This window comes from Pseudomonas sp. B21128 (assembly GCF_044218865.1).
GTDB lineage: Bacteria > Pseudomonadota > Gammaproteobacteria > Pseudomonadales > Pseudomonadaceae > Aquipseudomonas > Aquipseudomonas iridis.
The window spans coordinates 34,802-49,798 of record NZ_CP162590.1; the positions used below are offsets into that span (position 1 = coordinate 34,802).

At 59.3% G+C, this 14,997-nt stretch carries 11 protein-coding genes; 3 read left to right on the plus strand and 8 right to left on the minus strand.

The window, feature by feature from the left end:
- Positions 1-22: 22 nt before the first annotated feature.
- Complete coding sequence (gene nagE, locus AB4P91_RS00180; protein ID WP_395604069.1) at positions 23-1,738, plus strand: N-acetylglucosamine-specific PTS transporter subunit IIBC; 1,716 nt, start codon at positions 23-25, stop codon at positions 1,736-1,738.
- Between the two features lie 107 nt (positions 1,739-1,845).
- On the opposite strand, the gene AB4P91_RS00185 is transcribed toward nagE, so the two are convergent.
- Positions 1,846-2,205: a DUF6124 family protein gene (locus tag AB4P91_RS00185; protein WP_395604070.1), complete on the minus strand. Its 360-nt coding sequence runs from the start codon at positions 2,203-2,205 to the stop codon at positions 1,846-1,848.
- 742 nt (positions 2,206-2,947) lie between these two features.
- Between AB4P91_RS00185 and AB4P91_RS00190 the strand changes: the two genes are divergently transcribed.
- Positions 2,948-4,110, plus strand: a protein-coding gene (locus AB4P91_RS00190; RefSeq protein WP_395604071.1) for an IS3 family transposase whose coding sequence is annotated in 2 segments (ribosomal slippage) — positions 2,948-3,203 and positions 3,203-4,110 — 1,164 coding nt in all. Because the reading frame shifts where the segments join, the coding sequence is not laid out codon by codon here.
- Between the two features lie 548 nt (positions 4,111-4,658).
- Here the strand turns inward: AB4P91_RS00190 and AB4P91_RS00195 are convergent.
- Together AB4P91_RS00195 and purL are read right to left on the minus strand one after the other, a co-directional pair.
- The gene (locus AB4P91_RS00195; protein WP_150594929.1) at positions 4,659-4,970 is read right to left on the minus strand and encodes a YqfO family protein; all 312 of its coding nucleotides are present in this window, start codon (positions 4,968-4,970) and stop codon (positions 4,659-4,661) included.
- 5 nt (positions 4,971-4,975) lie between these two features.
- Complete coding sequence (gene purL / locus AB4P91_RS00200; RefSeq protein ID WP_042557792.1) at positions 4,976-8,872, minus strand: phosphoribosylformylglycinamidine synthase; 3,897 nt, start codon at positions 8,870-8,872, stop codon at positions 4,976-4,978.
- Between the two features lie 285 nt (positions 8,873-9,157).
- On the opposite strand from purL, the gene mltF reads away from it, so the two are divergent.
- Positions 9,158-10,618 (plus strand): membrane-bound lytic murein transglycosylase MltF, encoded by a 1,461-nt coding sequence (gene mltF / locus AB4P91_RS00205; RefSeq protein WP_395604072.1) that lies wholly within the window; start codon positions 9,158-9,160, stop codon positions 10,616-10,618.
- Positions 10,619-10,743: 125 nt separating this feature from the next.
- On the opposite strand, the gene pdxJ is transcribed toward mltF, so the two are convergent.
- From pdxJ to lepB, 5 genes are all read right to left on the minus strand, one after another.
- Positions 10,744-11,487 (minus strand): pyridoxine 5'-phosphate synthase, encoded by a 744-nt coding sequence (gene pdxJ / locus AB4P91_RS00210; protein WP_150594932.1) that lies wholly within the window; start codon positions 11,485-11,487, stop codon positions 10,744-10,746.
- 47 nt (positions 11,488-11,534) lie between these two features.
- Complete coding sequence (gene recO, locus AB4P91_RS00215; protein WP_395604073.1) at positions 11,535-12,224, minus strand: DNA repair protein RecO; 690 nt, start codon at positions 12,222-12,224, stop codon at positions 11,535-11,537.
- 162 nt (positions 12,225-12,386) lie between these two features.
- Positions 12,387-13,289: a GTPase Era gene (gene era / locus AB4P91_RS00220; RefSeq protein ID WP_042557789.1), complete on the minus strand. Its 903-nt coding sequence runs from the start codon at positions 13,287-13,289 to the stop codon at positions 12,387-12,389.
- Positions 13,282-13,971, minus strand: coding sequence for a ribonuclease III (rnc, locus tag AB4P91_RS00225; protein ID WP_042557788.1), 690 nt, complete (start codon positions 13,969-13,971; stop codon positions 13,282-13,284). The genes era and rnc overlap by 8 nt, the downstream gene beginning before the upstream one ends.
- Positions 13,972-14,140: 169 nt before the next feature.
- On the minus strand, positions 14,141-14,995 hold the full coding sequence (lepB, locus tag AB4P91_RS00230) for a signal peptidase I (protein ID WP_042557787.1): 855 nt from the start codon (positions 14,993-14,995) through the stop codon (positions 14,141-14,143).
- Between the last annotated feature and the right edge of the window lie 2 nt (positions 14,996-14,997).

Sequence of the window (14,997 nt, forward strand, 5' to 3'; positions counted from 1 at the left end):
AACAACAAGAAGGAGAACCGCCATGTATCAACTCTTCATCGAAGGTCTGCAACGCCTCGGGCGCGCGCTGATGCTGCCGATTGCGATCCTGCCCATCGCCGGCCTGCTGCTGCGTCTGGGTGACACCGATCTGCTGAACATCGCGATCATTCACGACGCCGGCCAGGTGATCTTCGCCAACCTGGCAATGATCTTCGCCATCGGCATCGCCGTCGGTTTCGCCAAGGACAACAACGGCACGGCGGGCCTGGCCGGAGTGATCGGTTATCTGGTGATGATCTCCACCCTTAAAGTGCTCGATGCGAGCATCAACATGGGCATGCTCGCCGGGATCGTCAGCGGCCTGATGGCCGGCGCGCTGTACAACCGCTTCAAGGACATCAAGCTGCCGGAGTATCTGGCGTTCTTCGGTGGCCGACGATTCGTGCCGATTGTCACCGGGTTCGCGGCCGTCGGCCTGGGCGTAGTGTTCGGCTACATCTGGCCGCCGATCCAGCACGGCATCAACGCTTTCGGCGCCCTGATGATGGAAAGCGGCAGCATCGGCGCGTTCGTCTTCGGCGTGTTCAACCGCCTGCTGATCGTCACCGGCCTGCACCACATCCTCAACAACATGGCGTGGTTCGTCTTCGGCAACTTCACCGACCCGACCACTGGCGCACTGGTGACCGGTGACCTGTCGCGTTACTTCGCCGGCGATCCGAAGGGCGGCCAGTTCATGACCGGCATGTTCCCGATGATGATCTTCGGCCTGCCCGCCGCGTGCCTGGCGATGTACCGCAACGCCCTGCCCGAACGCCGCAAAGTCATGGGAGGGATCTTCCTGTCGATGGCCCTGACTTCATTCCTGACCGGGGTGACCGAGCCAATCGAATTCGCTTTCATGTTTCTGGCGCCGCTGCTGTATCTGCTGCATGCGTTGCTGACCGGGTTGTCGATGGCGATCACCAATGCGCTGAACATTCATTTGGGCTTTACCTTCTCTGGCGGCTTCATCGACATGATTCTCGGCTGGGGCAAATCCACCAACGGTTGGTTGGTGTTTCCTGTCGGCCTGGCTTATGCAGTCGTCTATTACGGAGTGTTTGATTTCTGCATCCGTCGATTCAACCTGAAGACACCGGGCCGAGAAGAGGTCGCTGTCAGTGAGAAAGCCGTACTGACTGAAAACGAGCGCGCCAGTGCCTACATCAAGGCATTGGGCGGCGCTGAAAACCTGCTGACGGTCGGCGCTTGCACCACGCGATTGCGACTGGAGATGGTTGATCGCAACAAGGCTTCAGATGCTGATCTGAAAGCGCTGGGTGCAATGGCCGTTGTGCGTCCGGGTAAAGGTGGGAGTTTGCAGGTGGTGGTCGGGCCGCTGGCCGACAGCATTGCCGATGAAATTCGCCTGGCGATGCCGGCATTGGGCCGTGCTGTTATTGCCGAATCTGTTGCAGTGGTCGAAGAGCCAAAAGTAGTGATGGTCGCGGGCACCGAGGCACAGAAATGGCTGAATGCACTGGGCGGCGGCAGTAATGTGCTGCAACTGGATTGCATCGCCATGAGCCGGATTCGTCTGTTGCTGGCGGATGGCAAAGCGCTGTCCGAGGCTCAGTTGAAGGAATTGGGCTGCCAGGGTGTCAGCCAGTTGGAAGGTGGGGTCTGGCATTTGCTGGTGGGGGATAAAGCCGCGAGTTTGAGTGGAGCGCTTGAGGCTTTGGTCAGTCGCAGTGAGGTGAGTGCCAAGGTTTAGACGTCTGGTGTCTGGACTGGCCTCATCGCTGGCAAGCCAGCTCCCACAGGGGCATGTGTTTCAAACTGTGGGAGCCAGCCTGCTGGCGATCAACGATGACGCGCTCGTCAGACTTGCGGGTCGACCCGATCCAGCGCTCGGTTGACCGCCAGCTCGGCGAGCATGACGATTTGCTGGATGCCTAACGCCGTACTGCGCTGCAGGCCGGTTAGCTCATTGGCGAAATTGCTGGCGGCGGCGCTTGCGCTGGCCAACGATTCAACGGCGTGAGCGAGCAGGCTTTCGGTGTCGGCCTGGGGGCAGACCATGAACATGGTGCTCGGTCGGCGAGGTTTTGCGGGTTCGGGACACAGGTAGAAGTCGAGGGCGCGCTTGATGGCTTCGCGGTTGCGGGCCTGCTCTTCGGTGCGCAGGGCTTCTTCGAGTGGGGTTTTGGTTTCGGGTGGGTCGGGGACGATTTTAGTCATGGATCGGTCCTTGCTGGTTGGAGCCATCCAAATACCGTTTCTCACGCGGCGAATTGGGTGGCAGCTATGTGCGGGGTGAGAAACCGGGCAAAGACCAGCAAACCTCCGGCCGGACCGAAGTCCGCCCGCACATAGCCACCATAAAAATGCAGCAGCGAAAGAGCTGGCGGCAATTATGGGACTACTGGCGCTGGAATGACACTTACCCGGGTTCTCACGCCCGATCACCGCATTGGCAGTGACAACCAAAGACTAGAGACCCGACGTCCGACGGACAACCTGAAAACCTTGTGGGAAGGTTCTGGTTATTAGACACATCGTTAAACAGACAAAAGCAAACCCTCACCCTAGCCCTCTCCCTAGCCCTCTCCCAGAGGGAGAGGGGACTGACCGAGGTGTTTGGGCGAGATACGCCGACGTGACATACCGAGCCGAACTCAGGTTTTGAAAGCCCACAAATCGGCCCCCTCACCCCAAACCAAACTCAGATCTGAAAGCCCACAAATAGACCCCCTCACCCCAAACCAAACTCAGATCTGAAAGCCCACAAATGGCCCCCCCCACCCCAAACCAAACTCAGATCTGAAAGCCCACAAATGGACCCCCTCTCCACGAGCCAAACTCAGGCTTGAAAAGCCCAAAAATCGGTCCCCTCTCCCCTCGGAAGAGGGCTGGGCGTGTAGTGGTCTAATGAAACCGGACACCCATTTAGGCGAGAATGCTCGCCAGATAGAGGTGTCTGATGACCAAGCAACGTCGTTCCTTTTCCGCTGAATTCAAACGCGAGGCCGCAGGCCTCGTGCTCGATCAAGGCTATAGCCATATCGAAGCCAGCCGCTCGCTCGGGGTTGTTGAGTCCGCGTTGCGTCGCTGGGTTAACCAACTCCAGCAGGAGCGCAACGGCGTTACTCCGCAAAGCAAAGCGCTGACGCCTGAGCAGCAGAAAATCCAAGAACTGGAAGCGCGTATTGCTCGCCTTGAGCGGGAGAAATCCATTTTAAAAAAGGCTACCGCGCTCTTGATGTCGGAAGAGCACGAGCGCACACGCTGATTGATCAGTTAAGTACCCAAGAGCCGGTCGATTGGCTTTGCGCAGTCTTTGATGTCACTCGTTCGTGTTACTACGCCTACCGCCTCAGGCGCCGAACTCCAGACGTTGAGCGGCTTCGGTTGCGCAGCCGGGTCAACGAACTGTTTACGCAAAGTCGAAGCGCCGCCGGTAGCCGCAGTATCGTGTCGATGATGCAGGAAGACGGCGAGCAAATCGGGCGGTTCAAGGTGCGAGGCCTGATGCGGGAACTGGAGCTGGTCAGCAAACAACCTGGATCACATGCCTACAAACAAGCGACGGTTGAGCGGCTTGACATTCAGAACATCTTGAATCGAGAGTTTGATGTGCCGGCGCCGAATCAGGTCTGGTGTGGCGACATCACCTACATCTGGGCTCAAGGGAAATGGCATTACCTGGCTGTCGTTATGGATCTTTACGCGCGCCGAGTGGTGGGCTGGGCGCTGTCGAACAGGCCGGATGCGGATCTTGTCATCAAGGCGTTGGACATAGCTTACGAGCAGCGTGGCAGGCCTCAAGGGCTTTTGTTTCACTCGGATCAGGGCTCCCAATATGGCAGCCGCCAGTTCCGTCAACGGCTCTGGCGTTACCGCATGCGCCAGAGCATGAGCCGTCGTGGAAACTGCTGGGATAACGCGCCGATGGAGCGTGTGTTTCGCAGCTTGAAAACTGAATGGATACCGACCGTGGGCTACATGACAGCTCAAGAAGCGCACCGCGACATCAGTCATTACCTGATGCATCGGTACAACTGGATTAGACCGCACCAATTTAACAATGGACTGGCCCCAGCTCAGGCCGAGAAAAAACTTAACGTCGTGTCCGGGATTAGTTGACCACTACAGCGGGGGGCGTTCCGATGAGGGGCAGCCCCAACACAGAACAAAAGCCGATCCCATGCTTTTCCACCACTCAACAGGATGAGCGTTAGCTCGGCTGCAGCTCTTGATCTTGATTCACCGGCCCCGTCGGCAGGCTGAGCGGAGGGATTCATCCGGGGGTGGGAGCGCAGCGACCGTTTGGCGAAGCCAAACACATCGAGAGGAGGTGCAGCGAAGCAAACCGGAGACGATGCGCCCGGATGGATCCCGGAACGAAGGAACCCCGAGCCCCAGCGAGTGGGCCGAACGTTGGGGCAAGCGTTTTTTGCTTACTTTTTTAGGCGCTTGTAAAAAAGTGAGTCGCCGTAAGGGCGAAACCGCCAGCCGCAGCACCCGAAGAAACGGATATTCACACAACCAGCCAAAGCATGGTCGCCTATAAGGGCGCCATCGCTGGCAAGCCAGCTCCCACAGCGAAATGAAGTCGCCCTTCAAATCGCAGGCAACAAAAAACCCGCAGACAATCACTCATCTGCGGGTTTCCTGTTCAGCAGCGCAGAAGATCAGAAATCTTCCAGCCGCCACACCTCATAAGCCGGCGTCTCGTACGGATGACTGAGCTTCAACGCCGCCACAACAGCAACAATCAACTCATCCGCAACAACAAGCTCAACCTTCCATTCCTCAACCTGCTCGACCTGCCCCGCCTCACCAATAAACGGCTGACTGCCGTCCAAAGGTCGAAACTGGCCCTGACCGAGCGTCTGCCAGGCACAGTGGTCATAGTCACCGATCCGCCCACCACCGGCAGCGAACACAGCCCCTTTGACCACCTCGACATGACTGTCAGGAACAAAAAACGCCAGCTTGTACACAGGCCTCAGTTCACCCACACGCGAGCATTACGGAACATACGCATCCAGGGTGCGTCCTCGTTCCAGTCTTCCGAACGCCACGAGTTCTGCACGGCGCGGAACACACGTTCCGGGTGCGGCATCATGATCGTCACACGGCCATCACGGCTGGTGAGACCGGTAATCCCGCGCGGCGAACCATTCGGGTTGGCCGGATACGATTCAGTGACCTTGCCGTGGTTGTCGACGAAACGCATCGCCACACAACCCGACAGATCGGCTTCCAGCAGTGCTTCTTCGCTGGAGAACTCGGCGTGACCTTCACCGTGAGCGATGGCGATCGGCATACGCGAACCGGCCATGCCTTGCAGGAAGATCGAGTTGGACTCCTGAACCTGAACCATCGCCACGCGCGCTTCGAACTGCTCGGAACGGTTACGCACGAAGTGCGGCCAGAATTCGCTGCCCGGGATCAGCTCGTGGAGGTTGGACATCATCTGGCAACCGTTGCACACGCCGAGGGTGAAGCTGTCGTTGCGCTCAAAGAAACCCTGGAACGCATCGCGGGCGCGGCTGTTGAACAGCGCCGACTTGGCCCAGCCCTCACCGGCGCCGAGTACGTCGCCGTAGGAGAAACCGCCGCACGCCACCAGGCCTTTGAACTCGTTCAGGTCGACACGGCCGGCCAGAATGTCGCTCATGTGCACGTCGATCGCGTTGAAACCGGCGCGGTCGAACGCGGCGGCCATTTCCACCTGACCGTTGACGCCCTGCTCACGCAGCACAGCAACCTGTGGGCGGATGCCTTTCTTGATGTACGGCGCGGCGATGTCCTGATTGACGTCGTAGCTCAGCTTGACGCTCAGGCCCGGGTTGTCTTCTTCCAGCAGCACGTCGAACTCTTGTTCGGCGCAGTCGGCGTTGTCGCGCAGACGCTGGATCTGGTAGCTGGTCTCGGCCCAGGTACGTTGCAGCAAACGACGTTGGCCTTCGAACACGGTGTCACCGTTGAAGGTGATGTTGATCTGGCCGTTGTTCATTGGTTGACCAATCACCGACACGCAGTCGCCCAGACCGGCAGCGCTGAACTGCGCGAGGATATCTGGCGTGGCGTCCTGACGAACCTGGATCACGGCACCCAGTTCTTCGTTGAACAGGATCGCGGCGATGTCGGCCGACGTTTCAGCCAGACCGTCAAGGTTCAGGCTCAGACCGCAGTGACCGGCGAAGGCCATTTCCACGACGCTGGTCAGCAGACCACCGTCGGAACGGTCGTGGTAAGCCAGCAGGTGGCCGTCGGCGTTGAGGCCCTGGATCACGGCGAAGAAGGCTTTGAGATCTTCAGCATCATCGACGTCCGGCGCTTGCGAGCCGAGCTTGCCGTGCACCTGAGCGAGGATCGAGGCGCCCATGCGGTTCTGACCGCGACCGAGGTCGATCAGGATCAGGTCGGTGGTGCCCTTGTCCATGCGCAGTTCCGGGGTCAGGGTCTGACGGATGTCAGCCACTGGCGCGAAACCGGTCACGATCAACGACATCGGCGAGGTCACGGTTTTTTCTTCACCGTTGTCATTCCAGCGCGTGGCCATGGACATCGAGTCCTTGCCCACCGGAATGGTGATGCCCAGCTCAGGGCACAGTTCCATACCGACCGCTTTCACGGTGTCGTACAGACGTGCATCTTCGCCCGGGTGGCCGGCGGCGGACATCCAGTTCGCCGACAGTTTGATGTCGGAGATCTTGTTGATGCGCGAAGCGGCAATGTTGGTCAGGGTTTCACCGATGGCCATGCGGCCCGACGCCGGAGCGTCCAGCAGAGCCAGCGGAGTGCGCTCGCCCATCGCCATCGCTTCACCGGTGTAAACGTCGAAACTGGTGGCGGTCACGGCAACGTCGGCCACCGGAACCTGCCATGGGCCGACCATTTGGTCACGGGCAACGAGGCCGGTGATGGTGCGGTCGCCGATGGTGATCAGGAAGCTCTTGCTCGCCACAGCCGGGTGATGCAGAACGCGTTCGATGCTTTCGGTGATGTCGAGATTCGACGGATCGAAGTCATCACCCAACTCGGCTTCACGGACAACCGAGCGGTGCATGCGCGGGGCTTTGCCCAGCAACACTTCCAGTGGCATGTCCACCGGGTTGTTGCCGAAGTGGCTGTCGGTGACGGTCAGTTGCGGTTCGGCGGTGGCTTCACCCACGACGGCAAACGGGCAACGCTCACGTTCGCAAATCGCCTGGAAGCGCGCGAAATCTTCAGGGCCGACGGCCAGAACGTAGCGTTCCTGGGATTCGTTACTCCAGATTTCGTGCGGGGCCATGCCCGGCTCGTCGTTTGGAATGTTGCGCAGTTCGAAACGGCCACCGCGCTCGCCATCGTTGACCAGTTCCGGGAAGGCGTTGGACAGACCGCCCGCGCCGACGTCGTGGATGAAGCTGATCGGGTTCTTGTCACCCAATTGCCAGCAACGGTCGATCACTTCCTGGCAACGACGCTCCATCTCAGGGTTTTCACGCTGAACCGAAGCGAAGTCCAGATCCGCCGAGCTGGTGCCGGTGGCCATGGAGGAAGCCGCGCCGCCGCCCAGACCGATCAACATCGCCGGGCCGCCGAGCACGATCAGCTTGGAGCCAACGACGATTTCACCTTTCTTGACGTGTTCTTCGCGAATGTTCCCCATACCGCCCGCGAGCATGATCGGCTTGTGGTAACCGCGAACTTCGTCACCGTGCGGCGTGGTGATCGATTGTTCGAAGGTACGGAAGTAACCCGTCAGGGCCGGACGACCGAATTCATTGTTGAACGCGGCGCCGCCGAGCGGGCCTTCGATCATGATGTCGAGGGCAGTAACGATGCGCTCAGGCTTGCCGTACGGCACTTCCCACGGCTGTTCGAAGCCTGGGATTTGCAGGTTGGACACGGTGAAACCGGTGAGGCCAGCCTTTGGCTTGGCGCCACGACCGGTTGCGCCTTCGTCACGGATCTCGCCGCCAGAACCGGTGGATGCGCCCGGGAACGGGGCAATCGCGGTCGGGTGGTTGTGGGTTTCAACCTTCATCAGGATGTGCACCGGCTCCTGCACCGCGCCGTACTGGCGGGTTTCAGGGTTCGGGAAGAAACGGCCGGCGACGTTGCCGACGATCACCGAGGCGTTGTCCTTATAAGCCGACAGAACGCCTTCGCTGTGCATCACGTAGGTGTTCTTGATCATGCCGAACAGGCTTTTTTCCTGGTTTTCACCATCAATATCCCAACTGGCGTTGAAGATCTTGTGGCGGCAATGCTCGGAGTTGGCCTGGGCGAACATCATCAGTTCGATGTCGTGCGGGTTGCGCTTCAAACCGTTGAAGGCGTTGACCAGATAGTCGATTTCGTCTTCAGCCAGGGCCAGGCCCAGTTCGGTGTTGGCCTTTTCCAGCGCGGCGCGACCGCCGCCGAGGATGTCGATCGCCGTCAGCGGCTTCGGCTCGGCGTGGCTGAACAGACCGGCTGCCTGCTCAAGGTTGCCGAGGACGATTTGCGTCATGCGGTCATGCAATACATCAGCAATCTGCTGCGCTTGGGCGTCGCTGAACTGACCGGCAACGTAGAACGCGATGCCGCGCTCCAGACGCTGGATCTTGCTCAGGCCGCAGTTGCGGGCAATGTCGCTGGCCTTGCTCGACCATGGCGAGATGGTACCGAACCGCGGCAACACCAGGAACAGACGGCCGGTCGGCTCTTGAACCGGAACACTTGGACCGTACTTCAGAAGGCGCGCAAGCACCTGCTGTTCGTCGCCGGTCAGGACGCCGGTAACTTCGGCGAAGTGAGCGAATTCAGCATATAAGCCACTGACAGCCGAAACTTTCTGGCTCAGTTGCTCAAGGAGTTTGCTGTGGCGAAAGGCAGAAAGGGCAGGAGCGCCGCGCAGGATCAACATCTTCGGGACAGCCTCGGGAAGGGGTGTGCTTTGAGGCCGTGCATTCTAGCCTAAACCGCCCTCAACATCACCCGAAACGCTACGCACGGTTGCACTCGGGTGTCGATCTGTGTTTCTGCCTCGAGAGTCAAATTTACGGGGCCACTGAACAACGTTAATTTTTACTGTAACAAAATACCCTTCAGGCCCGTTTCTGCGGGGTTTCGGTTGGTTTTGTGATCTCTAGCAGAGTCGCCCTGCACTGTCGAGATATGGCGCCCGCAGTCCTTTGCGTATACTGCGCAAATGTTTTTCCCAACGGCTTTGCGTCCGCGGTACGCCAAATGGCTGATCGCAACCGGACTCTTCCTGATGCTCGGTGGCTGTGTTGATAAACCCAACACACTCGAGCGCGTAAAGGAGGATGGCGTGCTGCGGGTGATTACCCGAAACAGCCCCGCCACCTACTTCCAGGATCGCAGTGGTGAAACCGGCTTCGAATACGAGCTGGTGAAGCGCTTTGCCGACGATTTGGGTGTCGAACTGAAAATCGAGACCGCCGACAACCTTGACGACCTCTTCAACCAGATCGGCAAACCCAACGGGCCGGTGCTGGCGGCTGCCGGTCTGGTCAGCAGCGACCAGCGCAAGCAGCAGGTGCGATTCTCCCACTCCTACCTCGAAGTCACACCGCAGATCATCTATCGCAACGGCCAGTCGCGGCCGACTGACGCCGCAGACCTGGTCGGCAAGAAGATCATGGTGCTCAAGGGCAGTACCCACGCCGAGCAACTGGCCGAGCTGAAACAGAAATTTCCCGGCATCGAATACGAAGAGTCCGACGCTGTCGAGGTGGTCGACCTGTTACGCATGGTCGATGAAGGCCAGATCGACCTGACCTTGGTGGACTCCAACGAAGTGGCGATGAACCAGGTGTATTTCACCAACATCCGCGTGGCCTTCGACCTTGGCGACGCGCGCAGCCAGAGTTGGGCGGTGGGCCCGGGCGAAGACAACAGCCTGCTCAACGAGATCAACAACTATCTGGACAAGGTGCAAAAGAACGGCACCCTGCAGCGCTTGAAAGACCGCTACTACGGCCACGTTGACGTGCTCGGTTACATGGGCGCCACCACGTTTGCCCAGCACTTGCAGCAGCGCCTGCCGAAATACGAACAACACTTCAAGAACTACGCGAAGAAAGAGAAAGTCGACTGGCGCCTGCTCGCAGCCGTCGGTTATCAGGAATCGCTGTGGCAACCGACGGTCACCTCGAAAACCGGCGTGCGCGGCTTGATGATGCTGACCCAGAACACCGCTCAGGCGATGGGTGTATCCAACCGCCTCGATCCGAAGCAGAGCATCATGGGCGGCGCCAAGTACCTGGCTTATATGAAGGATCAGCTTGATGAATCGATCAAGGAGCCGGATCGCACCTGGTTTGCGCTGGCGGCGTACAACGTCGGCAGCGGTCATCTGGATGACGCGCGCAAACTGACGGCCAAGGAAGGTCTTAATCCGGACAAGTGGCTGGACGTAAAGAAAATCCTGCCACGCCTGTCGCAGAAGCAGTGGTACAGCAAAACCCGCTACGGCTACGCCCGAGGCGGCGAGCCCGTGCATTTCGTGGCGAATATCCGTCGTTACTACGACATTCTGACCTGGGTGACCCAACCGCAGCTTGAGGGTGATCAAGTGGCCGAGGGCAACCTGCATGTGCCGGCGATCGACAAGTCCAAGCCGACCCAAGAGCCCGCCCCGCTCTAACAAACAACAGAGAACCCCTGAGGGAGCGAGCTTGCTCGCGAATGCGGTGTATCAGTTAAATAATAGGTCGACTGACACTATGCTTTCGCGAGCAAGCTCGCTCCCGCAGGGTTTTGTGTTGGTGCTTAAGCTTTTGCAGCCGCCAGAATCAGCGCTTTCATCTCAGCCACTGCAGACTTGAAACCCACGAACAACGCATGCGCCACCAGCGCATGGCCGATGTTCAATTCGTTGATGCCCTTGATCGCCGCCACCGCTTCAACGTTGTGGTAGTGCAGACCGTGACCGGCATTGACGATCAGCCCCTGCGCCAGGCCAAAAGCCACACCGTCTGCCACACGCTTCAACTCTTCAGCGATTTGCGTCGGGGTTTCAGCGTCGGCATACCGTCCGGTGTGCAGTTCAATCGCCGGTGCGCCGACACGTTTGGACGCAGCAATCTGGCGCTCGTCGGCGTCGATGAACAGCGACACTTCGCTGCCGATTTTCGACAGACGCTCAACCGCTGCCTTGATCCGCGCTTCCTGCCCCGCCACGTCCAGACCGCCTTCGGTGGTCAGTTCCTGACGGGTTTCCGGTACCAGGCAGATGTGCGCCGGGCGGATAAGCTCGGCGAACACCATCATTTCTTCGGTGACGCCCATTTCGAAGTTCATGCGGGTTTGCAGCACATCCTTGAGCAGCAGCACATCGCGTTCTTGAATGTGGCGGCGGTCTTCACGCAGGTGCACGGTGATGCCGTCGGCGCCCGCCTCTTCCGCGTCCAGCGCAGCCTTGACCGGATCAGGATAGCGCGTGCCACGGGCCTGACGCAGGGTGGCGACGTGGTCGATGTTCACGCCAAGAAGAATGCGATTGCTGGTGGTCACGGATGCGCTCCTGAATTGAGAGATTCGGCGCACAGCATACGGTGAGATCAGGGCTTGCGAAACAGTTCGCGACTGACGAGGGGGCGGCCGCCCAAGTGAACGGCCAATGCCTGACGCATCAAACGCTTGGCAGCGGACAAAGTACCGGGGGCCGACCAATCGGCTTCAGCCATGGCCAGCAGTTCGGTGCCATTGAACAGCCCCGGTTGCAACAGATAGACGCGCTCAAGCCCTGCATCCACTTGCAGGCGATAAAGTCCGTCCGGCGCGACAGGTTCGCCGTGAACATCAGTGTTCATGGCGAATCCGTAACCAAGATCATCCAGCAATCGCCACTCGAAGGAGCGCAGCAAGGGTTCCAGCGGTCGCCCTTCTGCCAGGGCCGACAGCGTGGCGGCGTAGTGATCGAACACCGCCGGATGCGGATCTTCGGCGGGCAGCAAGCGAATCAACAGCTCGTTGAGATAAAGGCCGCTGAACAGTGCCTCGCCGACCATCCAGGTCGCGGTTCCGGCACTTTCCATGCGCCCGACGTTCTTCAGTTCACCCTTGCCGCGAAACTCCACTTCTAGCGGCACAAACGGCCGCGCCAGTGTCCCGGCCTTGCCCCGCGCACTGCGCAACACCGCCCGCAGCCGACCTTGCGGCGTGAGGAAGTCCACCAAAGCGCTGTTTTCGCGGTAGGCGCGTGAGTGGAGGACGTAGGCGGGTTGGGCGGGAGGTGGGGTTTGCGACATTGGGTTCTCGATGAAGAAACGCAGTTTTACACACAACCTGAAACTACTGTGGGAGCGAGCTTGCTCGCGAATGCGGTGCAACAATCAACATCAATGCTGAATGTTACGCCCTCTTCGCGAGCAAGCTCGCTCCCACAATGGATCGATGTACCGCCAGACGGTTTACAGGTCGCCGTAACCCAGCGAACGCAATGCACGCTCGTCGTCGGACCAGCCGCCCTTCACCTTGACCCACAGGTTGAGCATGATCTTGGAGTCGAACAGCAGCTCCATGTCCTTGCGCGCTTCGGTGCCAATGCGTTTGATGCGCTCGCCCTTGTCGCCGATGATGATCTTCTTCTGGCCATCACGCTCAACGAGGATCAAGGCGTGGATGTGCAGAGTCTTGCCCTGCTGCTTGAATTCTTCGATCTCGACGGTGATCTGGTACGGCAGCTCGGCGCCCATCTGACGCATGATTTTCTCGCGCACCAGTTCGGCGGCAAGGAAACGGCTGCTGCGGTCGGTGATCTGGTCTTCCGGGAAGAAGTGATCATTTTCCGGCAGGTGGTTGGCAATCACCTTTTCCAGCGCTTCAAGGTTATGCCCGTGCTGCGCCGAAATCGGGATGATCTGCGCGTTCGGCAGCTGCTCCTGCAACCACGACAGGTGCGGCATCAGCTCGGCCTTGTCTTCGATGCGGTCGGTCTTGTTCAGCGCGACGATCAGCGGGCCGGTCACGTACTGCACGCGCTCCAGCACCATCTGGTCTTCGTCGGTCCACTTGGTGCGGTCAACCACGAAGATCACCACGTCGACGTCTTTCAACGCCGCCGAAGCAGTCTTGTTCATGTAGCGGTTCAGCGCCTTTTCGCCACCCTTGTGCATGCCCGGGGTGTCGACGTAGATCGCTTGCACGTCACCCTCGGTTTTGATCCCGAGCATGTTGTGGCGAGTGGTCTGCGGCTTGCGCGAGGTGATCGCGAGCTTCTGGCCCAGGATGTGGTTCAGCAGCGTGGACTTGCCCACGTTGGGACGGCCGACGATGGCAACATAGCCACAGCGAGTTGCGTTTGTATCAGTCATTGCCATTCTCCACGCCCAAGGCAATCAGTGCTGCGGCGGCCGCTACCTGTTCGGCAATACGACGGCTCACACCCTGACCTCGGCTTTTTTCATTCAGTAAGACAACTTCGCATTCGACGAAGAAGGTTCGGCAGTGCGGCTCACCCTGGATATCCACCACTTCGTAACGTGGCAGGTCGCAACCGCGCGATTGCAGATGTTCCTGCAGGCGGGTCTTGGGATCCTTGTTGGTGTCGACCAGCGTCAGGCCCTCGAACTCGCCGGCCAGCCAGGCCAGTACGCGTTCGCGGGCGACGTCCATGCCGGCGTCGAGGTAAATCGCACCGATCAGGGCTTCAAGGGCGTCGGCCAGAATCGATTCGCGACGAAAACCGCCGCTTTTCAGTTCTCCGGAACCCAGACGCAGATAATCGCCGAGGTCGAAACCGCGAGCCAGTACGGCCAGCGTCTCACCTTTCACCAGACGTGCGCGCAAACGCGACAACTGGCCTTCGCGGGCCAGCGGGAAGCGATCAAACAGTGCTTCGCCGGCGACGAAATTGAGGATGGCGTCACCGAGGAATTCCAGGCGTTCGTTGTTGCGCCCGGCAAAACTGCGGTGCGTAAGGGCCAGGAGCATCAGCTCCTGATCCTTGAAGGTGTAACCGAGCTGACGCTCGAGACGGCTTAATGAGGCGCTCACGGTTTACCCACGCTGTGTTCAAAGCTGGATTCCACCGCCATCGCCGGGATACGGCGCAGGCCTGGGACAATTAACGCTGTGTTCAAAAATTAAATCCTGGCGATTGCGAAGCCGATTGTGTCGACTCCAGAAATGCATTCGGCGCTGTGGTCAACAGCGCCGTGTGTGATTACTTGATCAGGCCAACCCGCGAGAAATTCGGCAAGTGGCTGAGTTTCGGTTCCGGCCAGCTCATCCAGACCGCGAAGGCCTTGCCGACGATATTCTGGTCGGGAACCATGCCCAGCAGATCCTTGGGAATGTTCGGATCATCCCAGTAACGGCTGTCGTTCGAGTTGTCGCGGTTGTCACCCATCATGAAGTAGTGCCCGGCAGGCACTGTCCACGTACGGTCCGGCGGGGTGCGGTAGCGGCTCATTTCCTTGCGGATAAGGTGCTCGGCAGCGCCGAGTTTTTCCTTGTAGAGTTCTGCGCTGCCCAGCGTGCCCGGCTCGGAGCCGACCAGTTGCTCGGCAATCGACTCGCCATTGACGAACAGACGCTTGTCAGCGGTGTACCGCACGGTGTCGCCCGGCAGGCCGACTACACGCTTGATGTAGTTGACGGCAGGGTCACTCGGGTAGCGGAACACCATCACATCGCCACGCTGTGGATCACCGACTTCGATGATTTTCTTGTCGATCACCGGCAGGCGGATCCCGTAAGAAAACTTGTTCACCAGAATGAAGTCGCCGACGTCCAGGGTCGGCTTCATCGAACCGGATGGAATCTGGAACGGCTCCACCAGGAACGAACGCAGCACCAGCACGATGAACAACACCGGGAAGAACGACTTGCCGTACTCAACCAGCAGCGGTTCCTTGTTCAGTTTCTCGACCACCACCCCGTCAGGCTGGCTGACGCTGCCCTGATAGGAGGCAATGGCAGCACGCCGACGCGGCGCGAGGATCAACAGATCAAGCAACGCCAACAGGCCGCAGACGAACACGGCGATGACCAGCAACAGCGGGAAATTTAGTGACATAG